Genomic DNA, 26,053 nt, shown 5'->3' with positions numbered 1-26,053 from the left:
TGCATACTGAACCTGAAACTTGAAACCTGAAACTTGAAACATTTTAAACTTCAATAAGTTTAATCATTTAAAAAATATAAAAATGTTTAATAAATTTATTCAAAGACCTGTTCTGTCGATAGTAATATCGTTGATTATTGTCTTTTTAGGGGTATTGTCGGTTTTAAATTTACCAATTACACAATTCCCTACAATTTCACCTCCAATGGTGAATGTTACCGCAGATTATCCTGGATCTAATGGTGAATTGATGGTTAAGGCTGTTGTTATTCCTTTGGAAAGAGCATTAAACGGAGTTCCAGGAATGAAATATATGGCTTCAGATGCTGGAAACGATGGTGAAGCTACAATCAAAGTGGTCTTTAACTTAGGAACAGATCCTAATCAGGCAGCAATTAACGTTCAAAACCGTGTAGCTTCGGTTACCAATAAACTTCCTCCTTTGGTAATTCGTGAGGGTATTAAAATCACTCGTGAGGTACCAAGTATGTTGATGTACGTGAATCTTTACAGTACAGACAAAAATACGGACATGAAGTTCTTATACAACTATGCCGATATCAACGTTCTTTCTGAATTGAAAAGGGTAAATGGTATTGGTTCTGGAGATATCTTAGGAACACGTGAATATGCAATGCGTATCTGGCTGAAACCAGACCGTATGTTGGCTTATAAAATTTCTGCAGATGAGGTAATGGAAGCATTATCTAGTCAGAGTTTGGAGGCTTCTCCAGGTAAAACGGGAGAAAGTTCTGGTAAACGTTCTCAAGCATTTGAGTATGTATTGAAATATTCTGGACGTTTTACAACAAAAGAACAATACGAGAACATTGTAGTAAAAGCAAATCCAAACGGAGAGCTTTTAAGATTGAAAGATGTTGCTAAAGTTGAATTTGGTAGCTCGATGTATGATATCTATTCTAATTTGAATGGAAGACCATCTGCAGCGATTGTATTAAAACAGTCTTTTGGAAGTAACGCTAATCAGGTTATTGAAGAAGTAAAAGCCAAACTTGAAAAAATCAAACAAAGATTCCCTAAAGGAATGGATTACGAGATTTCGTATGACGTTTCTAAATTCCTTGATGCTTCTATCGAAAAAGTAATTCATACACTTGTTGAAGCCTTTATTCTGGTAGGTTTAGTAGTATTCCTTTTCTTAGGAGACTGGCGTTCGACGGTTATTCCTGCAATTGCGGTACCAGTATCGTTGGTTGGAACTTTTGTGTTCATGACATTCTTTGATATATCATTGAACTTGATTACGTTATTCGCCTTAGTGTTAGCAATTGGGGTCGTCGTCGATGATGCGATTGTGGTTATTGAGGCCGTTCACGCCAAGATGGAAGAGGAACATCTCTCGCCATTTAAAGCGACTAAAAAAGCGATGCACGAAATTGCGGGGGCAATTATTGCGATTACTTTCTTGATGGCTGCGGTATTTATTCCTGTTGCCTTTATGTCTGGTCCTGTGGGAGTTTTCTACAGACAGTTTTCTGTAACTATGGCAACGGCGATTATCCTTTCTGGTATTGTGGCTTTAACATTGACGCCGGCACTTTGTGCGATGATGTTAAAAAACAATCATGGCGTGCCTAAAAAGAAAACACCTGCAAATAGATTTATTGATGCTTTCAACGAAAAATTCAATTTAGCGCAAGGTAAATATCAGAACTTACTGGGCAAAATTGTTGACAGAAGAGTAGTTACCATTGTAGCGCTTCTTGGTTTCTGTGCTGGAACATGGATCATCAGTAGTAATGTGCCTTCAGGATTTATTCCGAATGAGGATCAGGGAATGTTTTATGCGGTAATCCAGACGCCGCCAGGATCTTCTTTAGAAAGAACAAATAATATTGCAGAACGAGTTCAAAAAATTGCTGAGGATATTGACGGAGTAAAATCGGTTTCTTCATTAGCAGGTTATGAAATTCTGTCTGAAGGTACAGGTGCCAACTCAGGTACGTGTTTGGTTAACTTGAAAGATTGGAGCGATAGAAAAGAATCTGTTTTGGAGATCATGCACGAAATGGAGGAAAAATGTAAAGATATTACGGGGGCGAATATCGAATTTTTCCAACCGCCTGCTGTACCTGGTTATGGTGCTGCCGGAGGATTTGAGCTTCGTTTGTTAGATAAAACCGGTTCTGTTGATTATAAGAGAATGGAACAGGTAAATAACGATTTTGTGGCTGAATTGAACAAACAACCAGAACTATCAAACGTATTTAGTTTCTATAGCTCTAGTTTCCCTCAATACATGATGAAAGTCGACAATGATTTGGCACAGCAAAAAGGGGTTTCTATCGAAAACGCGATGAATACTTTGTCAACTCTTGTGGGAAGTAACTACGAAATCAGTTTTATCAAATTCGGTATCAACTATAAAGTAATCGTTCAGGCTTCGCCAGAATATCGTGCACAGCCAGATGATATCTTAAAATTATACGTAAAAAATGATCGTGATGAAATGGTGCCTTTTTCTGCTTTCATGAAATTAGAAAAAGTGTACGGACTTTCAGAAATCACACGTCATAATATGTATACCTCAACACAAATCAGTGGTTCGCCAGCTGCTGGTTATAGTTCAGGTACAGCGATTAAAGTAATTCAGCGAGTAGCTGCTGAAAAATTACCAAGAGGATATGATATTGACTGGGCAGGTATTTCTGCCGATGAGGTGGCTCAGGGGAATCAGGCAATTTGGGTATTCTTAATCTGTTTAGGATTCGTTTACTTGGTATTAGCGGCACAGTACGAAAGTTTTATTTTGCCATTGTCAGTAATTCTTTCTTTGCCAGCAGGTATTTTTGGAGCTTTCCTTTTATTGAAATTAACAGGATTAGAAAACAATATCTATGCACAGGTTGCCATGGTAATGCTTATCGGATTATTAGGTAAGAATGCCGTGTTGATTGTAGAGTTTGCGATCCAAAGGCATGCAGCCGGTAAGTCAGTTTTAGATGCTGCAATGGAAGGGGCAAAAGCAAGGTTCCGTCCGATTTTGATGACTTCGTTTGCATTTATCGCAGGTTTATTACCGCTTGCTTTTGCAACGGGTCCTGGTAAAATTGGAAACAGAACCATTGGTACTGCAGCAGCTGGAGGTATGCTTATCGGAACCATTTGCGGTGTATTTGTAATTCCAGGCTTGTATTTCATATTTGCTAAAATTGCTGAGAAACACAAATTGGTAAAACATGAAGAAGAAAACCCATTAACAGAAGAAATTGACAACAATCATGTATAAAGTTAAATCATATCAATATAGTATTGCGTTTGCTGTATGTCTAGCAGTTGCAGGGTGTAAAACCCCTGCACCTGAGGCAGCAGTTACTACCAGTACACCAGTTCCAGAATCGTTTGGCTCAACAGTTCAGACTCAGGATGCAAACAGCAATACGGCAGCATTAAACTGGAAAGATTATTTTAAAGATCAGAATCTAGTTGATTTAATAGATACGGCTCTTAAAAACAATCAGGAATTAAATATCACTTTGCAGGAAATTGAAATTGCAAAAAATGATATTCGCGTTAAAAAAGGACTTTTATTGCCAACTGCAGGCTTGCGTGCCGGAGCTGGAGTAGAAAAAGTGGGTAGATATACCAGTCAAGGTGCAGGTGATGCTACTACAGAGATTAAACCAGGTGTAGAAACTCCAGATCCGCTTGGAGATTTTACGATTTCGGCTTATGCAAACTGGGAAGTAGATATCTGGAAAAAACTGCGTAATTCTAAAAAAGCAGCTTTAAATAGATATTTGGCTACAGTAGAAGGTAAAAACTTTGTAATTACAAACCTCATCGCCGAAGTTGCTGATTCGTATTATGAATTACTAGCTTTAGACAATCAGTTGGATATTGTAAAACAAACGATCAAATTGCAGACTAACGCTTTAGAAATTGTAAAAGTTCAAAAACAAGCCGCAAGAGCAACAGAATTGGGAGTTAAGAAATTTGAAGCAGAGGTTTTAACTTCACAAAGTATGGAGTTTGATATTTTGCAACAGATAAAAGAAACCGAGAATAAAATCAACTTTTTGTTGGGTAGATATCCTCAGGAAGTAAAAAGAACAAGCAGCACTAATTTCTTAAGTTTATTGCCAGCTTCTGTAAGTTCTGGAATTCCATCTCAATTGTTACAAAATCGTCCAGATGTTAAACAAGCAGAATTGGAATTGGTAGCTTCAAAATTGGATGTAAAAGTGGCTCGCGCCGAGTTTTACCCATCTTTGGATATTACGGCTGCAATTGGAGTACAGGCTTTCAAACCTTCTTATTTGTTCACTATGCCAGAATCGCTATTGTATTCTTTGGCTGGAGATCTTGTTGCTCCTTTGATTAATAGAAATGCAATTAAAGCAGAGTTTGCAAGTGCCAATGCAAGACAGATTCAGGCATTGTACAATTACGATCGTACAGTTTTAAATGCTTATCTAGAAGTTTCAAACCAAATGTCTAAGATTGAGAATCTTCAAAAAGGATACGATCTTAAATCGAAACAAGTTGATGCTTTAAATACTTCGATTGATGTGTCAAACGATTTGTTTAAATCGGCTCGAGTAGATTATTTTGAGGTTTTGATGACGCAGAGAGACGCATTAGAAGCGAAATTAGAATTAATTGATACTAAAAAAGAACAGTTGAATGCTGCAGTTCATGTCTATAGAGACTTGGGAGGCGGATGGAAATAATATTGCCAATTAATTTGTAGAAAGAAAGCCTTTTGGGAGTAAAATCCTGAAAGGCTTTTTTTGTAAGAAAATTATCTTATATTTGCATTTCACTGTTCTGAAAAAAAAGTGACCATAAACCTCGAAAGCTATTATTTAGTTTTCGGGGTTTTTTTATGCTTTTTAAATTTTTACCTATTGTTAAAATTTAATATTTTTCTTACTTATATAAACGGTCTTATTATATTTACAATATAATTATGTAATATTTTATTTACTTAAATACCACTTCTCATTTATTGATTAAGGTTATAAAATCTACAAAAGCCTGTAAAATAATCAATAACCTTTTAGATATGAGTTTTTTAGCAAAATTAGAATTAGACAATGAAGTGTTTAATGTTTTAGAATTTGATGTTCATTTTACCCAGAATGTCGATAACAACGGAAAACCGGCCAACAAGACAAAAGGCGGACAGATAAAACTTGTAATAGAAACCACACAGACAGATCTGTTTTCAGACTGGATGGTATCTCAGACCAGTGTAAAAGACGGAAAAGTCATTTTTTATCGCAGAGACGCCATGAGCACCATGAAAAATGTAACCTTTAAAAAAGCCTTCTGCATATCGTTTCATAAAAGTTTTAGAAGTGAAGGATCAGTTCCTATGGTTACTGAAATTTTGATTTCATCAAACGAAGTAAAAATTGGGAATACAATTTTTGAAAACAATTGGAAAAACTCATAGCTCTTTTAAAAAACAACTAGTATGGCATTGCAAACAATTACGAATATTAAAATTGGCGAAATAAGAATTGCTAATTTCAACAAATTAGAAGTTTTTCAGACGATTCACGACCACCACACTTTTTCATTCGAAGTAAGACAAGATTTATTAGTAGAGGAATTTAAAAGTGTGATGCCTTTTTCCCAAAAGTTATACGGAGAAAAAATAAGCATAGAAATAAAACCTATAGAGGGTCTGGAAGATCTTATTATTGGAGCAGATTCTAAAGATTACATCATGCAGTTTTACGGCATAGTAACCGAAGTTAAACTGCAAAAATCCCGTATTAAAGACGTAGAAGAAACCATCGTAATAAAAGGAAAGAGTACTACAATACTCTTAGAAAACGGACCCGAATGCAATTCGTTCACCAACATGTCTCTGAATGATATTGTAAAAAAAGTAAAATCAGACTGTGACATTGATATCGATGTAAGACCGTTTTATTTAGACAACCTGTCTTATACTGTGCAGTATAACGAAAGTAATTTTGCTTTTATAAATCGTCTGGCAAAAAGAAATGGACATTGGTTGTATTATAACGGACGAACAGCGATTTTTGGAAGTCCGGGCGGTGTTGGCGCACAGCCAAAATTAATCTATGGAATAAACATGCAGGATTTTGATTATACCATAAAACTTCTCCCTGCACAGTTTAAAGTAATAGAAAACGACAACAATGACGGGCAGTATAAAACCGATGAAACTTTAAAATACAGAAAAGAAGCCGACGGTTTTCATCAAAACTTTTTAAATAGGTCTAATGAAGTTTTTAATAAAGAAACAATCATACAGCTAAACCAGACTCCTGTGGGCGGATCCGGAAGGCGATCTTCAGAAGAATATGCCAAAAACAAAATGCGCTCTGTTTTAAGCGGTTTAGTAGAAATAAAAGCTTCAAGCGAAGTTCCAGGCATTACTATAGGAAACGAAGTAAGAGTAACAGGTGTCGACATGCAGTTAGAAAGTTCTTACCGCGTTACTCAGATAACACATATTTGTGATGACGGAGGCGGTTACGAAAACCATTTTACAGCTGTAAATTTTAACGGTTCTGTGTTTTCTCCCGAAACAGATCCAGATTTAGTGCCATTCTGCAAAAGCCAGACCGCCATTGTAACTGCCAATGCAGATCCTGACGGACTCAGCGGTATACAGGTACAGATGCCGTGGCAGGCAGCCAAAGGCGAAACCACTCCCTATATTCCTTTAATGCAGAATTATGGAGGCGATGCCAGAGGCGCTCATATCATACCTGAAATTGGCGATACGGTTTTTGTAGACTTTCAAGGCAATAATGCCGAACTGCCGATTGTATTGGGAACCATGACCAGCAGAAAGGAAAAAAGCGGTTATAGTACGCCGAATAATGATATAAAGGCAGTAATGCATAGCCGAAGCGGAAACAGAATTATAAATGACGATGCTACGGGAGATATTACAATTGAAAGCCAAAAAGGCGAAACTATAGCTGTAATTCATGGAGACGGAAACATTAGATTTAAAGCTCCTAAAAATATTGAATTGGAAGCTGGTGAAGATATTGTTATGAAAGCTGGTAAAAATATAAAAATTGATGCTAAAGAGGATATTGAGGTTGATGCAGGAAATAATATAAATCAGGATGCAGGAAATAATATTGGGATAATAGCACAAGGTGATATTAATGAATTTGGAGACAATAAAACTGAAAATATAACTGAAAACTATAAACGAAGTTCTTATGAATCAACTCAGTTTGCCGATGAGGTTAAAATTTTTAGTACTCAGGAAAACATGTTGTTAGAAAGTTCTCAAAAAACAGTAGAAATAAATAGTGCCGAAAAATCTAATCTCTTTTAAAAAATAATTTATGGCTATTAATAAAACCGCCCGAAACCTAAATATAAAAATTAAAAACAGCTATACCTCTTTAGCCAAAACTATTCATGAAGAAAGTGGAAAAATTGAGATTGTTGCCACCAAAGAAAATTTGACACTGACATCAAATAAAAAAATTAACATTATAGGTAACAAATCATAAAAAATATGTCGAATGTAATATTTGGAGAACCACGTTTTGTAGCTCCTAAAGAAGATGATAAAGAGGTTAATGATGTTTATATGGGTGTTTTTTTCGATGGAACTTCCAACAATAGAGAAAATATTGAAGGAAGAAGAAAAGATCCCAGCTTAAAAAATAGTTCTGTATCAGATAATGATGGTTCCAATACCAGTTATGGCAATGACAATTCCAATGTCGATCGATTAGAAAAAGCTTATCTTAATAAAAAGGAAAGCCATTATTATTCTGTTTATGTTGAAGGCATTGGCACTAAAAATCCTGATAAAAATCCTGATGGGACAAAGGATTATTACGGCGATTTCACCCGCGGTCAGGGATATGGAAAAGGAGAAACTGGACTTTTTGAAAAAGTAGAAAAAGGATGTGTTGATATTGTTACAAAATTACAAGATAATGATGAGAAAAATATAAGCACTTTATATCTGGATGTTTTTGGTTTTAGCCGTGGAGCTGCAGCCGCCCGTATTTTTGTTAACGAACTGTATAAAAAGAAAGTTAAAAGTGATAAAGAAAGTTATAATTTAGGGTATCTAGGCAAAGCTTTTAAAAAAATGGAATATGATGTCTTGCCACACCGAATAAAAATTAGGTTTTTAGGTATTTATGATACTGTATCATCCTATGGTAACAATGTTTTTGATGATATCAAAGAAGACAAAGTACCATTAAAAATACCTACTGTTGGTTTTACAGTTCATTTAACTGCAGAAGACGAATTTCGTGAGAATTTCCCATTAACGACCATAGCCAGCGCAGGATCTAATAGTATAGAATTACTACTGCCTGGCTGTCACTCAGATATTGGAGGAGGCTATAAAAATGGTGAAACAGAAATTGTCATACTTACAGAATCTGCACCCATAATTGAAAAAGAAAAAAAGCATGTACTCGAACAAGGATGGTTCAAATCTGGACAGTTAAAAGAATTGCCTCCTTTAGTCCCTTATTATTTAAGAGGGAAACGTGAAAATCTTAGTAACGAATATAGTTTTGTAATTCTTCACTTAATGGCAGAATTTGGAAAACGAAAATTTAAAATACCATGGACAGATAAGATTCTCGATAAAGATTATATGATTCCTGATGAATTAAAAAAAGTCAAAGAAAGAATAGATGATTATGCTTTTAATAATAAACCCAAATTAAAATTCTACACTAAAGAACAAATAGAGTCAAAACGAAAAAAAGAATGGAAAAACCAAAAAGAAATTGATGATTTTAATACTATGGTTGCTGATTATTACATATTGCCAGATTTGCGTAATAAATTTTTGCATTGCTCTGCAAATATGGATGGAGTAGGTATGGAACCCCAAATGGATAATTTAAGTAATATCATTAGAAAACGAGTAACAATATCTGGATAAATATGAAAAAGATAGCTAAATGCATTACACTTATTATCTGGTTTAATGTCACCTTAATCTCATGTCAAAATACTATGAAAGAAGAACAATATTCCTGGGGTGCGGCAGTATGTACACCAAAAAATTACCCTGCTGAAATTTTTTCAGGGCACTTAATAGTTGGGAACACCCCAAAAAGTGGATATGTATATATGCCATTTGATCGTATTATTAATAGTAGTTATCTAGGAAACAATGACGGATCTTCATCAGGAGAAGCTACAGGAATTTCACCAAAAACACTCGATATTACATGGTTGTCTTATACTGAAAACAAAAGCTATTCGGGAATTTTTAAACTCGATTCAGATAAAATAGAATCCCTAATGATCAATGGCAGTAAAAGACCATACTGGAACAAAGAAACTAAAAAAAGTGAAATTTTTATCGACAGGCGTTTTGTAATTAATGCTGGCTTGTTTCCTGGAGGCATGGTTGTTTTATATGTATTTAGCCAATCTAATATGACCATTGTAGGGAAATATCAGGCACATGAAGATAATAATGTTAATTGGGAAATGGCGCATCCATCAATGAAAGGTAAAGCAGGGATTAAGGATTATGTTGATTACATGAACGAAGACCTGCCACAAGAAATATTAGACCAGATTAAAAACGGTACAATTCCATTTGGATATTGGGAAACGCTTTTTAGAGAATATAATTTAACCCCTCAAGTTAAGGCAGAAGATAAAGTAGAAACAATTCTTACAAATTATATAAATGGAGAATTTGAATCTATTTTCTTGAGTTTGAACGGAAATGTGATGCCTATTAAAAAACGTGCTATTCCAAGAAAAGTAAATATCGTTTGGCATGATATAAACGACAGACGTATGGAAAGTGATGTCTACTTTGATGAAAAAAAATCTAAAGCCATTTTTGAGAACTTAAAAGAAGGTGAGGCTATAACTTTTGTAATAGATATTGACAGAAATACTAAACCTAGGGAAACGAAAGGGATTTCGATAAAACTAAAAACGTCATCTAGAGAGATCAGTATGCAGGAAGCAATTGTTTCTCAGGAATCGTTTACAAAGCCAAATCCTTATTAATTAAAAGATAAAAACATATAAAAAAGTAATGATAAAAAAAATAGTTACATTATTGTTATTGGCAATTACGGTAAGTTCATGCGTAGAAAAAAAACAAGAATGGTCTGTTCGTATTTCTGTTCCAAAAGAATACCCTGTTGCAATACAGCGAGGATTTGTAGGCAAATCTTTTTTTGGTCCATCTTGTATAAATTCAAGTTGGGGAATTGGTGTAGAAGTTGCTAAAAAAGAATTTTATACACTTCCTGAAACTTTTGAAATAACTTGGCTTTCTTTAGTTGAACAAAAATTCTATAAAGGTAAATGGCAATTGCCAGAAAATATTATTGAAAGATATCTCAATCAAGAAGAGAAGAATAGTAATGATAAGTTTAATTGTAAAACCATTCAACTTGGTCTTGCTCCAAAAGGAGTGGTTATAGTATGGTTGATAGGAGATGATGATGCACAAATCGAAATTGGCAGATTCCAAGCTTCTGAGACACTATTAAATAAAGATGATGTGTATGACAGTGCAAAATTCATGTTTGAAAAAGGGTTCTCAAAGAAAAAACTATCTGATCCAAAATTTCTCTCAAATGAAACAAGGGAAAACATAAATAAACATGGGTATCCAGCTCCCAATGTTTATAATTTATATAGACAAAAATATATTTGGAATCAAGATATCACTGTTCATGAAGGGGGACAAATAATAAGTGTAAAAGCAAGAATGTGTAATGGTGAATGTCAGCCTCTCGTTGGCAAATCAATTTTTAATCCAAGTGAAAAAAAGGCTATTCCTTATCTTTTTATTGTAAAATGGAAAGACAACAAAAATCAGGATTTTATAACAAAAATCGCTTTTTCAGAAGGTAATGAATATTGGCAAAAAGATAATGCTTTCACAAAAGAAGGATTACCCTTAAACTTTGATAAAGGTTTTATGATAAATCAGTTTAAAAGTAAAAGTGAAATATCTACCACAATAGGAATAAAAATTGACAATGATTCAACTGCTTATATATTTTTAGAGCAAAATGGTATACAATTGAATATTCCTAAATTTAGCCAAGAGACAAAAGAAATAGTAAAAAAAGCTCCTTGCATTTGTAAATAATAACATATACTGTAAAAAACAAAATCCTGACGATTCACTATCTGATGAAAAAATTGTGCGATTGAATCTGTTTTTTGATGGAACGCAAAACAATAAAACCAATACAGAGGCAGGAAAAGAACATGAAAACTCCAATCATCTGGATGACAGCTATACCAATGATTATTCTAATGTAGCGCGTGGTTATGATGCGGTAGACCCAAATAAGGAAAACCAAATTAGGATTTATATAGAAGGGATTGGTACGGAAGATTCAGAAAGCGAAACTATTTTTTTTGGAAATATGCCGGACAACTCAGGAATTCCTCTGGGTGAAGGTGATCGCGGAGTTAAAGCCAAAGTGACCAAGGCCTGTTTTTTAGCTGGCGAAAAATTACAGAAGTATACCACAAAGAAGATGGTCCTTGAGGTAAATGTATATGGTTTTAGCAGAGGAGCAACGGCTGCCAGGCATTTTCTGCATGTGGCCACCACGCCAGCCGTAACGCATACACCAATGTTCAGTAACAAGGAAACAGCTCTGCCTCCTTACGGTCTGAAGGGGGTGACCTATACAAAAACCATCGAAACAGATTTGCTGGTAAAAAAGCATGGTTTTTTTGGAGCCTGTCTGGCAGCTCAGGGATTTAATCCTTGTGAAATTATTTTCAGATTTGTTGGCTTATACGATACTGTTGCTGCTTATGGGGTAGACCATCGAGGCAAAGACGTTTTTGGTATTAGCATTATACATAACGATACCAAACAGTTAGGATTAGATGCTGTAAAAAAAGCCTCTTTTGTATTGCAGTTTGCGGCCGATGATGAACATCGTGATAATTTTGATTTAACCAATATTGACAGTGCTGGAATAAATGGCTTAGAAATCACGCTGCCAGGAGTGCATTCTGATATTGGTGGATGTTATGTAGAGAATGATTCTGAAAGAGTAGATCTTTTTTATGAACCTTATTTTAATCGAGAATGCGAAAAATTTAAACAAATATTGATTGAGGAAGGCTGGTATAGTCCTGATCAATTGCATATTGTTCATTCGTACACTAAAGATTTTACCCAAAAAGTACCAGAAGAGTACAATGATAATCCCGTAGGATATTACGGTTTAGTAGGTATAAAAAAAGCAGTTCACAGAACGTATGATAAAGTTACTCTCAATCGAATGTTTCATTATTCCAAACAGTTTGATGTGTTTTATTTTGAAACTTTAGTTGTTAGACATAAAATACAAGAACCATTTTTAATGGATGTAGACAAACAGTTAGTGCATTATATCAATACCTGTACGTATGTAAGAAATCAATATGTGAAACGGTTTAATGCAGGTGAAAATGTTCAAAAAGAATATTTAGACGAAGTAAAAAAAATACATTATAAGGATTTTATTCACGTAAATGATTTAAAGACACTTAGAAGAGAGTACCTGCACTGGTCTGCCAGTGCTACTAAATTTGGGTTGGGTCCCAGAGTAGGAGGTATAAAAAAAGCAACAGAAAGAACCCGTAACATACAATATGGATAGACTAATTAAAATTGCCGTCAGTATAGTGTTCTTATTATTGTTTATTCAAATAATACAATGCCAGATGAAAAAAAACTTACCCGAGTTTGGTGTAGAAATATCTTCACCAGCAACAAAATATAGAATAGAGCCAATTTATGATACTATAAAGACCCTCGAAGGTGTTCCTGCAGGTCTGCCTTATGGAGGTTCGTCCGGTCAATGGGGAGATTCAGGTTCTACATGGACAGCACAACGCGGCACTCCCATTGGAGCCGATATCACTTATTATTCAGGATACGAAGATGTTTTTTATCGTTTAAATGTCGATTTTCCTATAGATACTATTAAGGATTATATGGAAAGAGCTTACGCCAGAATAGATGATGAAAACGGAGAAACAGAGGAATATAAAAGACTAGGCAGGGGACACAAATCCTCGAGCGGAAAATCTTACGACAGTTTCAGCAATCTTGTTTTTGGTTTTGCTCCAAAGGGCATGGTCGTAGTATGGCTCAATTTTGGCATTACGCGTATCGAGTTGGGAAGATATCAGGCAAAAGTAATTATGGACAATGCTATTCTTCAAAAAATTAATAAAAAACATTTGGCAAAGTATGGAATAACTCCAGAAAGGTTCGAAGAGGAAAAAATAGAACTTAAAATACCTGACGCCAACCCTGAAAAATGGGATAATTACCGCAGTCGTTACCATTGGCGCCCGTTAGTGATTTCAGAGAATCCTAAAACAGAACTCATACAAATTCAAACGTCTTTTTATAATGGCGAAATAGAATGTATGCTTCGCCCATGGGTAATTGATCCTGCTTACAAAGAAAGAGCAGTTCCGTCAGAAATTAATGTAGTCTGGATGACAGGGCAAAAAAGACGAAGATAAAAAACAGGCTTATCTCTATTTTAGTTGGGAAAAAGTAAATGAAGTTTTTAAAAAATCAGGTAGTAAAATTGATCTGCAGATTAAAATCTCGAAAGAAAACAATGTAGAATTGATGTTCAATGGCCAGCCCTTTGAAGCTGAAAGCATAAGAGTATTTGATTGGTCACCCAGCATGTTGAGCGGAATGATGTATAAAAATTTGAAATAAAAATGAAGAAGGCATTGCAAAATAGATTGCTCAAAATTGCAGTCAGTGTAGTATTCTTACTACTTTTTATGCGAATAATACAATGCCAGATGAAAAAAAACTTACCGGAATTTTATGTAGAGATATCTGCTCCAGATAATAAATACAGAATCACTCCTATTTACGATACCATAAAAACTTTAGAAGGAGTTTATGCAGGTCTGCCTTATGGGAGCTCTTCTGGAAGATGGGGTGATTCAGGTTCTACATGGACAGCACAACGCGGCACTCCTATTGGAGCGGATATAACTTATTATTCCCGTTATGAAGATGTTTTTTATCGTTTAAATGTCGATTTTCCTATTGATACGATTAAGGATTATATGGAAAGAGCTTACGCAAGAATAGATGATGAAAACGGAAAAACACAAGAATATAAAAAACTAGGCAGGGGACACGAATCTTCGAGCGGAAACTCGTACGACAGTTTTGCTCCAAAAGGTATGGTGGTGGTATGGTTCAATTTTGGCATTACGCGTATCGAGCTAGGCAGATATCAGGCAGAGATACTATCAGATACAGTAATTATTGAAAAAATAAAGAAAAAATATTTAAAGAAATATGGTTTAACTTCTGAAAGATATGATGAAGCGGCTAAAGAATATTTTCTTACAGATGCAAGCCCTCAAAAATGGGACAATTATTGTAGCCGTCATCATTGGCGCCCGATAATTATTTCAGAAAATCCTAAAACGGAACTTATACAAATTCAAACTTCGTTTTACAATGGCGAAATAGAATGCATGCTTCGACCGTGGGTAATTGATCCTGTTTATAAAGAAAGAGCAGTTCCGTCAGAAATTAATGTAGTCTGGATGACAGGAAAAAAAGACGAAGATAAAAAACAGGCTTATCTCTATTTTAATTGGGAAAAAGTAAACGAAGTTTTTAAAAAATCAGGTGGTAAAATCGATCTGCAGATCAAAATCTCGAAAGAAAACAATGTAGAATTGATGCTCAATGGCCAGCCCTTTGAAGCTGAAAGCATAAGAGTATTTGACTGGTCACCCAGCATGTTGAGCGGAATGATGTATAAAAATATAAAGTAGAGATATAAAAAAGTAATTTGGAATAAATGGGTAAAGATAATATGCACCTGAACTTAATTATGATTTATTTAAATTAAAAATTTTATTGAAGATATTATGAATAGATATATATTAATTGTGTCCATTATTTTCGGTTTTATAAGCTGTAATAATGCACAAAATAATAGATTGCCAGAAGAATATAAAGATTATAAGTCCTTAGATTCGATAAAAATCAAAGATACAATACAGTTTGGAAATCATTATTTGAAATTATTGTTTAAAAGCTTCGATCAGGCACCTGTCAAAGACGGCGCTTATGAAGGCCGATATAGAAAAAGAGAAATACACAATGGCTAAAACCTATATAAAAATAATAGTATGCTTTTTTATAGGCATACAGATAAACAGCTGTCAAATGAAAAATGAAAAAATACCCGAGTGGCATGCCGAAATGTGCCATCCTGCAAATAAGTATAGAATTGACATGGTAAAAGACGAAATTTTTACCCTCGAAGGCATTCGTGCAGGCATGCCTTATGGAGGTTCCTCAGGTACATGGGGCCGATCAGGCAAAATGTGGACGGAACAGCATGGTACACCCGTAGGGGTAGACCTAACCTATTATGCTGGTTATGATAATGTCTTTTACAGGTTAAAAATTGATCTTCCTGTAGAGCGGATGAAAGATTTGGTAAAGCGCAATTATGCTTATTGTGAAGCAAAAAATAAAACAATCGAGGAATATAAATATGAAGGTGATCCTGATTTATTGGGCGATGCTGATGAAACTTACAAATCCTATGATAGAATTTCCAGCCTTATTTTTGGTTTTGCGCCAAAAGGCATGGTAGTGGTTTGGGTAAATTATGGTTTAACGGTGATAGAAATTGGCAGATATCAGGCTAAAGTAATAACTGACACAAAAGAATTGGAATCTGCAAAGAAAAGATATTTAGATATCTGGCGTTTTTCACCTGCCCGCTTTGATGAGTTGGCAAAAGAATTTTCTGTTCCAGATGCCAATTGTAAGATTTGGGATATGTTCCGTCTACGATACAATTGGAAACCCGTATTTACCTCTGAGAATCCTAATTTCAGATTATTCACAATAAATACAGAGTATTACAATGGAGAAAAAGAACAAATGATGCGTCCATGGCTGCTAGAAAATAAAATAAGAGACAGGGCACTGCCAAATGTTTTTCAGTTTTTCTGGGAAACAGGAATAGGACAAAAATTTGAAGGAAGGATTTTCTTCAATCAAAATGAAATTTTCAGTCGTTTTAAAGGGCTTTCAGGAGATAACGAAATTCAGTTAAAAATTGCCAAAGACAACAGAAGTTTGGAAGTTTTATTAAACAATCAAAAACTGGAGGTCGATAGCATTAGAATTTATCCTAATAGCAAATGGGATTTTAATGATTCCTATAAATAACTTTTGAAATGCTTAATTACAAAATGAAATTAACCCGATAGCGCGGATTTGTAATCCGTGCCCGCAAAGATTATTTTTCTATTTTAAATAAAAAACAAAAACTACATGATTCTTTGTAGCTTCTGTTTTGATAATTTATATTATGTCTTATTGTTGCGGGTACGGATTGCAAATCCGCGCTATCGGATTTTGGTGCCTTTATTTTTGAATGGATGGCGCAAGATTTACTTGAAGAAGCGGAGCATAATTTTAATGAACAAATGTGGTTGGAATGGCAAAATACTAAGACTAAAGGTTTGGATGCAGCATTATCTTTCATAAACAATAATAGCTGGGCATCAGATAACTTTTTTAGATCTTATCCTGTGAACACTGAAATTGTGAATGACCTACTGATTGGAAAGATAAAAACACGACAACAAATTAGAGATAGGAGATCTATAACAAAAGAAAAATTAACCCATACATTAATAACATATGGAGTGGAAGATTTAGAGCTTGATACTTATTATGATATTGTTGATTGTATATTTATGAATGAAGAAATATGAAAAAGATAATACTTTTTATTAGCACAGTAAGTTTTGTATTCTGTTTCACTAACTGCAAAGAAAAAACATATTTTAAAGAAGTTATTTCTGGTAAAAATGTAAGTATTGCAATGGCTGAATTTCCTAAAAACAATGAAGATTTTGTATTGACAATACCATTAGAATTGTCCTTATATCTTAACAATTTTCAGAATATACTTCGGGTTGGTATTTATTACGAAAAAGATAATCGCTTATGTTCAGAGATTGATGACTATTTACTATATGAAAGTAAAACTGATAAAGTAATTTTTTCACTTGACAGTTATGAATACCCTAATTATCCAAGTGGAATATATTTAATCGAAAGAAAAATGAAAATATCAAAAGCAAAAGCTAAAAAATTAATCGAGAAATATAACTCAAAAGCTTCTGTCGAGGATATAAAAACCATAAACGATACAATATCACTAGTTTCATATAAAAATTTTAGAGAAGATAATCCTGAATTTGTAAGAGAATTACGCCGAATTCCTGATTCGATAACGTTTGTTATTCAAAATAAAAAGGAAAAAAAGCCTATTCAAATTAAAGCCAGAATAAATTGGTGAAATCAATAAAAATTTTTAAGTAATGATTACAGAAAGAGAACTTGACATACTGAAAAAATCTATTCTACTTATTAATAGTTTTAAAGACAATGTACATAATATAAATTCGGGAAAAGAATTTATTTCTATTCATAATCGAAATATAGAAACAATTGAAAATATAGCAAGTGATCGTAATTCAGAATATCTCGTAGCAAAACTAGCCGAATATCCAAGCATAACCATTTCACAAATAGATGAATATATTAAAATGAAAAAAAACGAAATAAGTTTATTGCATTTTTTGTTGGTTTTTCTGTTTGGCATCGTAATCGGATTGTATTACTTTTTATTCGAAAGATTTTTAAAAACAGGAAAAGTTAGTGGTAAGCAAATCAAAGTCAGAATATTAAAAATTATAGAGATTAATAAATATGTACTTGAAGTCGTAGAAAATCCATATATGGAAAATTTACGTTTAAAATAAAAGAACTTTCCCTTCGGCGCTAGCGTCACGCTCATGAACACAAAGTTTTATCTAACTAAATTAACTCTCAAACACACGAGCGAGATGCTGATATCAATAAATAGATTTATAAAGAAAACTCAAAAAAAATAATATGAAAATTACAATTACAGCACTAATCATGTCATTAATTAGTTACATATTAAATACAAATGAAATTAATCATTATCTGCCTCAAAAAATAACTAGCAATGAATTACTTGAAAATGGTTTTTATAAATACTCGTTTACTGAAGAAGTTAATAATGATGAAGATGAATATAGAAAAATTCCCAGAGTCTTTAAAAAGTATGAAGTATATTCAAACATAAAGCCTGAGATATATAAAGGGAAATTTCGTCCAATGAATGTACCAAGTTTTATTAATCAAGATACAGTCAGCACAAAAAAAAGGCAAGATTATCTTAGAAATGAATTAATGAATAGAACCTTAATGTATGTTTTTAGAAATGACACTTTGTTATATAAAAATATAACAGTTATTCGTCCGCAATCTGAAAATAATATTGCAGATTTTACAACTTCTGAAAATATTAAAAGATATTATAATGATTTAAAAATTTCAATAAAACCAATAATAGATAAAAACCAATTTAGTACAGTAGAACATCCTACAATATACTTAATAAATAATTATCGAACAGAAATTCGGTATAACTATTATGGTTATGATATGATTACTAATTATAGTAAAGAAAAAATGCCAGAATCAAATACTGTTTATCAATGGTATCGTAGAAGTGAGTTTGTTGGAAATAAAAAAAAAGGCAAGGATAATTAAATTTGTTCTTTCATTGAGGAGCTTTACGCAAGTGTAACATTCTGTAGATTGAAAAAAATATAACTAACAGTTTTATAACCCGATAGCGCGGATTTGCAATCCGTGCCCGCAAAGATTGGTTTTCAATTTTAAATAAGGACAAAAACTACATAATTCTTTGTAGCTTTTATCTTGATAATTTGTGTCGTGTCTTATTGTTGCGGGCACGGATTGCAAATCCGCGCTATCGGAATTGGTCTGCAGATAATGGTTCTATTGGGATGGAACCAACAAAAGATCGGAAGCGTAAAACGTTTTAAAATAAAATTGCTCAATCAAATCGGTTATAAATAATAATTTAAACAATAAAAATGAAATTAGTCCTAACAATCTTTTTACTAATATTAATTGCTATATCTGTACAGACCTATTTTTTAAATGGAGAACCCCATTCTGAGGAGGCAGTATGCTTTGGAGCTCTTATAACGACTGATATACTATTAATCTTTGTTTATCTTCGTGAGAGCGAGAATTTACTGTATAGAAGAGTAATAGGGACTCTATTATGTTGTTTTGTAATTATTACAGTCAATTTTTATCTGTTTTTTTTGTACATACAGGAATTGGGTAGAGCTTTTAGAAATTAAATTTATGAAGGAAGAAGTAATGTATAATCGAACGAATAAATTGCTTACATTAATTTTGATAATAACAGTAATTGCAAATGTTATTCAATGTTATAATTATAAACCAAATGAAAGATTTGACTGGACAGGAGGTGTTATAAGTAGTAAAGGAAATATTGTACAGGTTGCAGTCTGTGATTTTAAAGGAAATGATTATCATATTAATAAAGATAAGATACTGGATAATAGTTGGAATGAAATTAATGGTTGCGAAGACTATATGAAGAATGTTTTCTTTCCTGATAGTCTGTCGATAAAATGGTTTTCTTACAAAGAACAAAAAATTTATGGTGGTGATTTTGTTTTGCCAATTGAAATGATCCGAACAAAAGCGGCACAAATGGGAATGCTTCCTAGTGTCAAAAATGATTATGACTCAGATAAGATTCTTCATTTTATTGCTGAAGTTCAGCCCAATGGGAAATTTGCAGTTTGGATGCAAAAGTTTGATAAAAACGACAAGGATACAAAATTTAAAATTGGAACATATCAAGCCAAAGAAATAAAAGCAACTTGGCATACCCGATAGCGCGGATTTGCAATCCGTGCCCGCAAAGATTGGTTTTCAATTTTAAGTAAAAACAAAACCCTGCAAATCTCAATTCGCAGGGTTTTCATTTTTTATTGAAATAATTTACCTATTACTAGCACAAGCCTTATAAATCTGCTTTTCTGAAAATGGAGATAAGGCTTCGGCGAGATTTCTGCTAGTTCTTAAACAGCTCAGTATTTTTTGCCTTAAATTAATATCGTCGCCAAATTCTGTATGCATGAGGAGCTCAAAGATTTCCTGCAAATACATGGGCTGTTCTTTGTAATCTCCCTCAAACAATTCGTCTGAAAGGAAATTAATTACGGATGGCATTACATCACGATGTGTTGGTTTTTGATTTTCTTTTGACATTTTCGAAAATATTTAAACGCACGAAGCCCTCATCTTCGGTTGTGTCAAAACACTACAAGGAGTGGAATTAGGGCTATCACTAGCTCCAGCAACGTGAATGAGGGCTCGTTATGTTAACTTAAAATTTAAGTTTCGGATTTCTCCTTGTATAGTATTTTGACTTTACAAAGATATGTTTTTATTTTAAAAAGAAAGAAAAAACTTACTTTTTGTTTTTTTTCGATTTTGATGCTGAATTTAGGTTTAAAACAAAGATAGAAAATATTATTTGTGGTTGAATTGCGTCCTAATTTTGATATTAGAATCTATGTCTATAGAGACTTGGCGGCGGATGGAAATAATATTGCCAATTAATTTGTAGAGAAAAAGCCTTTTAAGATCACTCTTAAAAGGCTTTTATTATTTATAAAATAGTCAAACTAGTATTTTTATACGGCTTTAAAATTTCCTCATCTGGAGAAACATTGGTTACCAAGACATCAATATCTTTTATTGGACAGACAAAATAAGGTTCGGCGGTTTCTACTTTTTCGATAGAGCTTAAAGCAATAACAAAGTTGGAGTTCTTAATCATATTTTTTTTCAGCATAGAATCGTCGTATAAAATTCCTGTAATTCCTCTTTCATGATGAATACTGCAGATTCCTAAAATGAAGATATCTGCTCTAAAATTCCTAAAGAAGTCAATAGTTTCAATACTGGAAGTGGCAAAAGAAGTTTTACACATTTTACCGCCTGCAAAAATTAAATCAATATTAGGTAAATCTTCAACCAACGAAGCTATGGGAAAACTATTGGTAATAACCGTCAATTTTAAATCGTAAGGAAAGCTTGCTACCAAAGCTAGAGAAGTGGTTCCGCCGTCAATAAAAACAACTTGCCCGTCTTTTAAATACGAAATAGCTTTTTGAGCGATAATTTTTTTGTTTTCGATATCGTGTTTTTCTCTTTTTCTATAATGAAGCGGAATCGGAGAAGGAGCGACCGCCCCACCGCGAACTGCTTTTAAAAGTCCTTGATCTGAAAGCTCTTTCAAATCACGTCTGATCGTATCTTCAGAAACACTCAAATATTCGCTTAATTCTACCGAAGTTACACGATGTTCTTTAGATAAATATTCTAAAATGGTCTGTTGGCGTTCTTCCTTTCTCATTTTGTTTTGCGGTTTTATATTGCAAAAATAAATAAAAAATTACAACTTTTTGCTGTTTATTGCAATTTTTGCATAATTTAGCAGCAGAATAAAATTACAAATGAAAAAGAAATCAATCGCAATCGACATGGATGGCGTGCTTGCTGATGTAGAGGCACACCTAATCGCTTACTTCGAAAGAGATTTCGGAATAACAATTTTAAGAGAAGATATTCAAGGTTTAACAGAAGAGGAAGCTTTTTATGGTCGTGAGAAAGTGATGAGTGTTTTAAACTCTAAAGACTTTTTTAGAACATTGCCCGTAATAGAAGATGCTGTAGAAAGCTTAAAACTATTACAGGAGGAATTTGAGGTTTATATTGTTTCTGCGGCGACCGAATTTCCGCTTTCGTTGAACGAAAAAATAGAATGGCTTGCAGAACATTTTCCTTTTATCAATTGGCAGAACATTGTCTTATGCGGAAGCAAAAGCATTATCAATACTGATTATCTAATCGATGATCATCCAAAGAATTTAGATTTTTGCATGGGTAAGCCTATTATGTTTACAGCATTTCATAATGCCAAAAAAGAGAATTATTTGAGAGTAAATAATTGGAAAGAAGCTGTTGCTGTTTTGAAAGAAGCAGTTTAACGCAAGGTAATTTTAAAAATTACTTGTTTTTTGAAGAAAAAGCCTTTCAGAAATTTTCCGAAAGGCTTTGGTTTATTTAGGGATTGTTATTTTAGCTTTAAATCCGTTTTGGGGTTCTGTTTCAAATTCGATGGTTCCTTTAACGGTCTGAATTCGATGTTCCATGTTTTGAAGCCCATTTTTAGAAATCTTCGTTTTCTCACAGCCAATTCCGTTATCGGTATAGTTTATCAGAATTGATTTCTGATCACTGTCGAATTTTATCACGACCAGACTTGCTTTGCTATGCTTTTTCATGTTAACCATTAATTCCTGTAAAACTCTTCCAATAGTGATTTTCTTTATCTCGTCGACCTCTTCCCAATTTACACTTTCTAAATTAGTGGCAATAATGTTTCTCTCCACCGTATTGTAGGCAGAAAGCATTTCTTTTATGCTTTTGGTAAAGTCTTTGCCCGTTTCAATCTTATTGTTTTCTTTTGAAATTCCTCTCACACGACCATAAATATCATCTAATTTTTGTAGAAGATTCTCTTTGGTGTTTTCTACAGCCAATGGCTGAGATTCGGCAAAAGCAATTACTTGGAACACATCATTGGCCAATTCGTCATGGATTTTTTTAGAAATTCTGGTTTCTGTATCGTACGAACTTTTAAACTCGATAGCCTTGTTTTTGTTTTTATAATAGCGGATTAAAATTGCAATTAGAATGACTAAAAAAACAAATACAATTACGAATACAATTCGAAGATATTTGGCTTTTTGAAGAGATAATTGATTTTCTGCCTTTTCTAAACGCAGTTTTTCATTTTCGTCTTTTTCTTTCTTCGCATCGTATTTAATTTTAGCAGATTTATTTTTAAAATTATTTCTAACCTTAATAATGCTATCATTTAATGTGAAAAACTGCTGTATGTACTTGTTAGTATTAGGACTGTTGTCATTTGAAATTAAAATTTGCAGCGCTTCTAATCTTTCATCTATGCTATTTATGTCTGTTGCTACTTTATAAGCCAAAAGAGCATTCTCATCCGATTTTTTTACGTTTTTTTTAGAATAGTAATCGGCAAGGTGGAGATAGCTTTCGATACTTCCATATGTATCTTGACGATCAATTCGGATATTTAGCCCCTCAGTCATTAGATGAAAACCTTTGTCTTCCATACCATTCTTAAAGTAAGCATAGCCTAAATTATCGATCAATGTAGATTTATCATCTGGTGTCGCTCTTTTCTTCAGGCTTTCACTTGAAAGAGATTGTAAAAGAGAGTCTAATATAGGGATAGCTTTACCGTATTTTTTTTGATGAATGTAAACAGTAGCAATATTCTGTATAGGAGCTTGTTTAAATAGAGGATCTTTATATTGCTCAGCAGCTAGTTTGTAGTAATAGATGGCGTCATCATAAAGAGAAAGTTCTTTGTCAGCAATGCCCAATAAATTATACATGCTACCAGTATTGTCCCCTCCTTCTTCTTTACTAAATAATAACGCTTCTGTTGCAAGTTCCTTACTGCCATAATAATCTCCATTTCTTTGATGAATTTCTGCTATTTTAATAAGTGCATAAGAAATATTGGCACTGTCTTTTAAGATTTCATAAAGTGCCTTTGATTTATTGAATTGGTAAAAAGAGGTGTTAAAGTTTTGTTTGTCAAAGTTCTCTATAGCTTTGCTTCGTCTAAAAAGTGCCTCTTTACGTATAGCTTCTGTCTTAAGATTGACAGTCTTTTTTTCTTCGCATGAAAAAAGAAAAAGAAGTATAATAAAATAAAAAAACGGGGACCGTAACATACAAATTTACTTTCCCCGAAAATAGTAATTAATTAAATACCAAAAAATATATTTATTAAGGTCTTGGAGGGTTCGCTGAACCTCCTTTATCACCAGGTCCGTCTGGATCTTCTCCATCACCACCAATAGATAGATTAGCACTCTTTTCAACTTTCTTTTTTGGTTGAGTCTCATACTCATCTGGAGTACAAGAAAATATCGTGAACAATAGCGCAAAAGCGATAAATAGTATTAGTTTTTTCATTTTAATTTAATTTAGAAATTAGACATAGGTATGGCTGTCCGGAGTTAACCAGATCTTGGAATTGCGATACCAAAATTGTTTTTTGGGGAAGTAGATCGTGTAGACCTGTAAGACGTAATTTATACTTCCCGAATAAACTCGGTCTTACGGTTTTCCACAATGTTAATTAGAACTAGTTTTATATTTTTGTTTTAGTCTGCAGACAAAACTTGAACTAATTTCTGATGCAAAGTAAAGGCGCTTCTAGATCACTGTTGATAAGGGATTCCCGGAATTCCTGCGTTTTCCTGAGATTCCCGAGAATTCCCAATAAAACAAAATCGGAAGGCCTATTTTTTAAATTAATTGTTATTTAATTCTAAACAAATCTCTATTATTATAGATGCAATAAGTCCGTCAAAAGTTGGTTGCGAACAGTAAAAAAAAATATATAAATAATATAGAATTGGAACAAAAATTGAAAGTGTTGGATAGGGTTTAATAGTAGAAGTCGAAAATAAAGGCATAGAAGAAAGTTTTGGTTAAAAATGAAATTAAAGAGTCTAAAGAAGTTTCCTAAAAAAGGCAAGATGAATAATACATTAGAAGCGTATAAAAAGGCAATTAAAATTAAATATGAAATCGAAAAGGAGGGAGAATACTTTGATTTTCTGTACAGCCCTTCGCGCGGGAAACTCCGCGATCTGTGTTGGCTTATTTTTGAAGATAATCCGACCCAAGACGATTTAAATGTTTTTAGAAATTTATTGTGCTTAGATTTTGACCATACTCAAAAGAATAAGTTTAAAGATCAGAAAGACAAGTTTAGGCCTATTGAAACTTTCTTTAAAGGAGAAACAGATCCATCAAATATTGATGCGATAAATCTTGCCGCAGTGATAGTCGATTTTCAGCCGCGCCCTTTTAAAAAGTTCAATGAAAAATGTAGAATTGAAGAAGCGAAACAAATGAAAAGTGTCGTTAAAGAGGTAACGGTTGAAATTGAAAGTAGCGGCATAGAGAAAAAAGTTTTAGTGGAAAATGAACATGAAGATTCGAAAGAAGTTCCTAAAAAGAGAAATTCTTTATTTGATTTAGCAGATGAATTTTCTAAAAAAATAGTTCAGAAAATACAACCAGAAAAAATAATTATGGTTGCAGTTGGTGCAGTCGTACTTGTATCGTCTGCGTGTGTAAACTTGGTGAAGAAAAAAGAATAGAAATAAATTCTAACTGATTTTTGACTGCATTTTGAAAAATAAAATGCGTGAAGCGATAAAAAGAATAATTTTTTGAGGTGTGATTTGGGTAGTTAAAAAGTACGTTTTTCGGCATATATTTACTGTTATTTACACTATAAAGATAAGAAAAAAAAAACTTTAAACCTAATAAAAATCAATGAAATAGCGCTTTTTTTGCCTAAAAAATGTGTTTTTTTTCGATAATTTGAAACCCACTTATTTTCCATTTACAAGACAGAAAAAGTCGCTTTTTCGAGCAGCCGAATTGCAATAAAATTATCTATATTTATAAAATTAAAATAGATTTCGAATCTACCAGTATCAGTTACAAAAACATCATTTTATGAAAAAGCTTCTATTTCTCCTAATCGTTTTATGCACCGTCAGCTGTAAAAAATATGTTGTCTCATTTGAACAGCCAACCAATATGAAATTGGACAATATAAAACTAGAAGTGTATATAGATAAAGAAAAAGTTCAAGACATTAATTTAAAAGCTACAGAAGCATTACCAACTTACGAAACAGTTGGACTGTCAGTTTCTGGTGAAGGAAAACATTTACTTCAAGTTAAAGTAAAAGATACAACCTTTAGTTTTGATGTAAAATATCCCGAGGAGAAATTTATTAGGATTATAACTAATTTAAAACCTAATGGGAAAATCCATGTTGGAATCTTAAAACAGAATTATAAATATAAGTCTTAATACTATTTGGGTCTAGTTTTTTTAAAGCAAAGAGCATATAGATAAACGCAAAGTTCGCAAAGCTCTATCTTTAAATAGCTTTGCGAACTTTGCGTTTATTCTTTGCGTGCT

25 protein-coding genes are annotated in these 26,053 nt (G+C 33.3%); 21 read left to right on the top strand and 4 right to left on the bottom strand.

Annotated features, from left to right (window positions below; genetic code table 11):
• Positions 1 to 82 precede the first annotated feature (82 nt).
• The 18 genes from BSF41_RS08440 (at position 83) to BSF41_RS08365 (ending at position 19,816) form a co-directional block, all read left to right on the top strand.
• Positions 83 to 3,250 carry an efflux RND transporter permease subunit gene (locus BSF41_RS08440; protein WP_095929052.1) on the top strand — a complete coding sequence of 1,056 codons (3,168 nt, stop codon included), beginning with the start codon at positions 83 to 85 and terminating at the stop codon, positions 3,248 to 3,250.
• Positions 3,243 to 4,694: a TolC family protein gene (locus BSF41_RS08435; protein ID WP_095929051.1), complete on the top strand. Its 1,452-nt coding sequence runs from the start codon at positions 3,243 to 3,245 to the stop codon at positions 4,692 to 4,694. The genes BSF41_RS08440 and BSF41_RS08435 overlap by 8 nt, the downstream gene beginning before the upstream one ends.
• Before the next feature lie 335 nt (positions 4,695 to 5,029).
• Positions 5,030 to 5,422, top strand: a complete 393-nt coding sequence (gene tssD, locus BSF41_RS08430; protein ID WP_095929050.1) for a type VI secretion system tube protein TssD — start codon at positions 5,030 to 5,032, stop codon at positions 5,420 to 5,422.
• Between the two features lie 21 nt (positions 5,423 to 5,443).
• A complete protein-coding gene (locus tag BSF41_RS08425) occupies positions 5,444 to 7,303 on the top strand; it encodes a phage baseplate assembly protein V (protein ID WP_141248131.1) in 1,860 nt (619 codons plus the stop codon).
• 10 nt (positions 7,304 to 7,313) lie between these two features.
• Entirely contained in the window at positions 7,314 to 7,484 is a 171-nt protein-coding gene (locus BSF41_RS23710; RefSeq protein WP_172426870.1) for a hypothetical protein, read from the top strand.
• 5 nt (positions 7,485 to 7,489) lie between these two features.
• The gene (locus BSF41_RS08420) at positions 7,490 to 8,893 is read left to right on the top strand and encodes a DUF2235 domain-containing protein (protein ID WP_095929049.1); all 1,404 of its coding nucleotides are present in this window, start codon (positions 7,490 to 7,492) and stop codon (positions 8,891 to 8,893) included.
• 74 nt (positions 8,894 to 8,967) lie between these two features.
• Complete coding sequence (locus BSF41_RS08415; RefSeq protein ID WP_253251783.1) at positions 8,968 to 9,987, top strand: DUF2931 family protein; 1,020 nt, start codon at positions 8,968 to 8,970, stop codon at positions 9,985 to 9,987.
• Between the two features lie 28 nt (positions 9,988 to 10,015).
• Positions 10,016 to 11,086: a DUF2931 family protein gene (locus BSF41_RS08410; RefSeq protein WP_095929047.1), complete on the top strand. Its 1,071-nt coding sequence runs from the start codon at positions 10,016 to 10,018 to the stop codon at positions 11,084 to 11,086.
• 61 nt (positions 11,087 to 11,147) lie between these two features.
• A complete protein-coding gene (locus BSF41_RS08405; protein ID WP_172426869.1) occupies positions 11,148 to 12,605 on the top strand; it encodes a phospholipase effector Tle1 domain-containing protein in 1,458 nt (485 codons plus the stop codon).
• A 64-nt stretch (positions 12,606 to 12,669) separates the two neighbouring features.
• Positions 12,670 to 13,482 carry a DUF2931 family protein gene (locus tag BSF41_RS08400; RefSeq protein WP_253251782.1) on the top strand — a complete coding sequence of 271 codons (813 nt, stop codon included), beginning with the start codon at positions 12,670 to 12,672 and terminating at the stop codon, positions 13,480 to 13,482.
• Between the two features lie 297 nt (positions 13,483 to 13,779).
• Positions 13,780 to 14,778 carry a DUF2931 family protein gene (locus BSF41_RS08395; protein WP_172426868.1) on the top strand — a complete coding sequence of 333 codons (999 nt, stop codon included), beginning with the start codon at positions 13,780 to 13,782 and terminating at the stop codon, positions 14,776 to 14,778.
• A gap of 96 nt (positions 14,779 to 14,874) precedes the next feature.
• Positions 14,875 to 15,117, top strand: coding sequence for a hypothetical protein (locus tag BSF41_RS23600; RefSeq protein ID WP_141248130.1), 243 nt, complete (start codon positions 14,875 to 14,877; stop codon positions 15,115 to 15,117).
• A 58-nt stretch (positions 15,118 to 15,175) separates the two neighbouring features.
• Positions 15,176 to 16,195: a DUF2931 family protein gene (locus tag BSF41_RS08390; RefSeq protein ID WP_253251781.1), complete on the top strand. Its 1,020-nt coding sequence runs from the start codon at positions 15,176 to 15,178 to the stop codon at positions 16,193 to 16,195.
• Positions 16,196 to 16,407: 212 nt separating this feature from the next.
• Positions 16,408 to 16,746, top strand: coding sequence for a hypothetical protein (locus BSF41_RS08385; RefSeq protein WP_095929043.1), 339 nt, complete (start codon positions 16,408 to 16,410; stop codon positions 16,744 to 16,746).
• Entirely contained in the window at positions 16,743 to 17,336 is a 594-nt protein-coding gene (locus BSF41_RS08380; protein ID WP_095929042.1) for a hypothetical protein, read from the top strand. The genes BSF41_RS08385 and BSF41_RS08380 overlap by 4 nt, the downstream gene beginning before the upstream one ends.
• Before the next feature lie 22 nt (positions 17,337 to 17,358).
• Positions 17,359 to 17,802, top strand: a complete 444-nt coding sequence (locus tag BSF41_RS08375) for a hypothetical protein (protein WP_095929041.1) — start codon at positions 17,359 to 17,361, stop codon at positions 17,800 to 17,802.
• Between the two features lie 133 nt (positions 17,803 to 17,935).
• Positions 17,936 to 18,622, top strand: coding sequence for a hypothetical protein (locus BSF41_RS08370; protein WP_095929040.1), 687 nt, complete (start codon positions 17,936 to 17,938; stop codon positions 18,620 to 18,622).
• 630 nt (positions 18,623 to 19,252) lie between these two features.
• Positions 19,253 to 19,816 carry a DUF2931 family protein gene (locus BSF41_RS08365; protein ID WP_095929039.1) on the top strand — a complete coding sequence of 188 codons (564 nt, stop codon included), beginning with the start codon at positions 19,253 to 19,255 and terminating at the stop codon, positions 19,814 to 19,816.
• Positions 19,817 to 19,921: 105 nt separating this feature from the next.
• On the opposite strand, the gene BSF41_RS08360 is transcribed toward BSF41_RS08365, so the two are convergent.
• Together BSF41_RS08360 and BSF41_RS08355 are read right to left on the bottom strand one after the other, a co-directional pair.
• A complete protein-coding gene (locus BSF41_RS08360; protein ID WP_095929038.1) occupies positions 19,922 to 20,191 on the bottom strand; it encodes a hypothetical protein in 270 nt (89 codons plus the stop codon).
• 403 nt (positions 20,192 to 20,594) lie between these two features.
• Positions 20,595 to 21,344 carry a DeoR/GlpR family DNA-binding transcription regulator gene (locus BSF41_RS08355; RefSeq protein ID WP_095929037.1) on the bottom strand — a complete coding sequence of 250 codons (750 nt, stop codon included), beginning with the start codon at positions 21,342 to 21,344 and terminating at the stop codon, positions 20,595 to 20,597.
• Between the two features lie 100 nt (positions 21,345 to 21,444).
• Between BSF41_RS08355 and BSF41_RS08350 the strand changes: the two genes are divergently transcribed.
• Positions 21,445 to 21,978 (top strand): 5'(3')-deoxyribonucleotidase, encoded by a 534-nt coding sequence (locus BSF41_RS08350; RefSeq protein WP_095929036.1) that lies wholly within the window; start codon positions 21,445 to 21,447, stop codon positions 21,976 to 21,978.
• A 72-nt stretch (positions 21,979 to 22,050) separates the two neighbouring features.
• Here BSF41_RS08350 and BSF41_RS08345 read toward each other — a convergent pair whose 3' ends face one another.
• Positions 22,051 to 23,772, bottom strand: coding sequence for a tetratricopeptide repeat-containing sensor histidine kinase (locus BSF41_RS08345; RefSeq protein ID WP_095929035.1), 1,722 nt, complete (start codon positions 23,770 to 23,772; stop codon positions 22,051 to 22,053).
• 55 nt (positions 23,773 to 23,827) lie between these two features.
• A complete protein-coding gene (locus tag BSF41_RS08340; protein WP_095929034.1) occupies positions 23,828 to 24,016 on the bottom strand; it encodes a hypothetical protein in 189 nt (62 codons plus the stop codon).
• Between the two features lie 569 nt (positions 24,017 to 24,585).
• On the opposite strand from BSF41_RS08340, the gene BSF41_RS08335 reads away from it, so the two are divergent.
• Complete coding sequence (locus tag BSF41_RS08335) at positions 24,586 to 25,215, top strand: hypothetical protein (protein ID WP_095929099.1); 630 nt, start codon at positions 24,586 to 24,588, stop codon at positions 25,213 to 25,215.
• A 364-nt stretch (positions 25,216 to 25,579) separates the two neighbouring features.
• Entirely contained in the window at positions 25,580 to 25,942 is a 363-nt protein-coding gene (locus BSF41_RS08330) for a hypothetical protein (protein ID WP_141248129.1), read from the top strand.
• The last annotated feature ends 111 nt before the right edge of the window (positions 25,943 to 26,053 follow it).

It is taken from the genome of Flavobacterium sp. ACN2 (assembly GCF_002303885.1).
In the GTDB taxonomy this organism is placed as follows: Bacteria; Bacteroidota; Bacteroidia; order Flavobacteriales; family Flavobacteriaceae; genus Flavobacterium.
Note: the sequence above shows the minus strand (reverse complement) of the source record. Positions and strands in the feature narration are given on the sequence as shown.

Coding starts and splice junctions, on each gene's coding strand:
- BSF41_RS08440 (WP_095929052.1), top strand. CDS start 83: ATGTTTAATAAATTTATTCAAAGACCTGTTCTGTCGATAGTAATATCG.
- BSF41_RS08435 (WP_095929051.1), top strand. CDS start 3,243: ATGTATAAAGTTAAATCATATCAATATAGTATTGCGTTTGCTGTATGT.
- tssD (WP_095929050.1), top strand. CDS start 5,030: ATGAGTTTTTTAGCAAAATTAGAATTAGACAATGAAGTGTTTAATGTT.
- BSF41_RS08425 (WP_141248131.1), top strand. CDS start 5,444: ATGGCATTGCAAACAATTACGAATATTAAAATTGGCGAAATAAGAATT.
- BSF41_RS23710 (WP_172426870.1), top strand. CDS start 7,314: ATGGCTATTAATAAAACCGCCCGAAACCTAAATATAAAAATTAAAAAC.
- BSF41_RS08420 (WP_095929049.1), top strand. CDS start 7,490: ATGTCGAATGTAATATTTGGAGAACCACGTTTTGTAGCTCCTAAAGAA.
- BSF41_RS08415 (WP_253251783.1), top strand. CDS start 8,968: ATGAAAGAAGAACAATATTCCTGGGGTGCGGCAGTATGTACACCAAAA.
- BSF41_RS08410 (WP_095929047.1), top strand. CDS start 10,016: ATGATAAAAAAAATAGTTACATTATTGTTATTGGCAATTACGGTAAGT.
- BSF41_RS08400 (WP_253251782.1), top strand. CDS start 12,670: ATGAAAAAAAACTTACCCGAGTTTGGTGTAGAAATATCTTCACCAGCA.
- BSF41_RS08395 (WP_172426868.1), top strand. CDS start 13,780: ATGAAAAAAAACTTACCGGAATTTTATGTAGAGATATCTGCTCCAGAT.
- BSF41_RS23600 (WP_141248130.1), top strand. CDS start 14,875: ATGAATAGATATATATTAATTGTGTCCATTATTTTCGGTTTTATAAGC.
- BSF41_RS08390 (WP_253251781.1), top strand. CDS start 15,176: ATGAAAAATGAAAAAATACCCGAGTGGCATGCCGAAATGTGCCATCCT.
- BSF41_RS08385 (WP_095929043.1), top strand. CDS start 16,408: ATGGCGCAAGATTTACTTGAAGAAGCGGAGCATAATTTTAATGAACAA.
- BSF41_RS08380 (WP_095929042.1), top strand. CDS start 16,743: ATGAAAAAGATAATACTTTTTATTAGCACAGTAAGTTTTGTATTCTGT.
- BSF41_RS08375 (WP_095929041.1), top strand. CDS start 17,359: ATGATTACAGAAAGAGAACTTGACATACTGAAAAAATCTATTCTACTT.
- BSF41_RS08370 (WP_095929040.1), top strand. CDS start 17,936: ATGAAAATTACAATTACAGCACTAATCATGTCATTAATTAGTTACATA.
- BSF41_RS08365 (WP_095929039.1), top strand. CDS start 19,253: ATGAAGGAAGAAGTAATGTATAATCGAACGAATAAATTGCTTACATTA.
- BSF41_RS08360 (WP_095929038.1), bottom strand. CDS start 20,191: ATGTCAAAAGAAAATCAAAAACCAACACATCGTGATGTAATGCCATCC.
- BSF41_RS08355 (WP_095929037.1), bottom strand. CDS start 21,344: ATGAGAAAGGAAGAACGCCAACAGACCATTTTAGAATATTTATCTAAA.
- BSF41_RS08350 (WP_095929036.1), top strand. CDS start 21,445: ATGAAAAAGAAATCAATCGCAATCGACATGGATGGCGTGCTTGCTGAT.
- BSF41_RS08345 (WP_095929035.1), bottom strand. CDS start 23,772: ATGTTACGGTCCCCGTTTTTTTATTTTATTATACTTCTTTTTCTTTTT.
- BSF41_RS08340 (WP_095929034.1), bottom strand. CDS start 24,016: ATGAAAAAACTAATACTATTTATCGCTTTTGCGCTATTGTTCACGATA.
- BSF41_RS08335 (WP_095929099.1), top strand. CDS start 24,586: ATGAATAATACATTAGAAGCGTATAAAAAGGCAATTAAAATTAAATAT.
- BSF41_RS08330 (WP_141248129.1), top strand. CDS start 25,580: ATGAAAAAGCTTCTATTTCTCCTAATCGTTTTATGCACCGTCAGCTGT.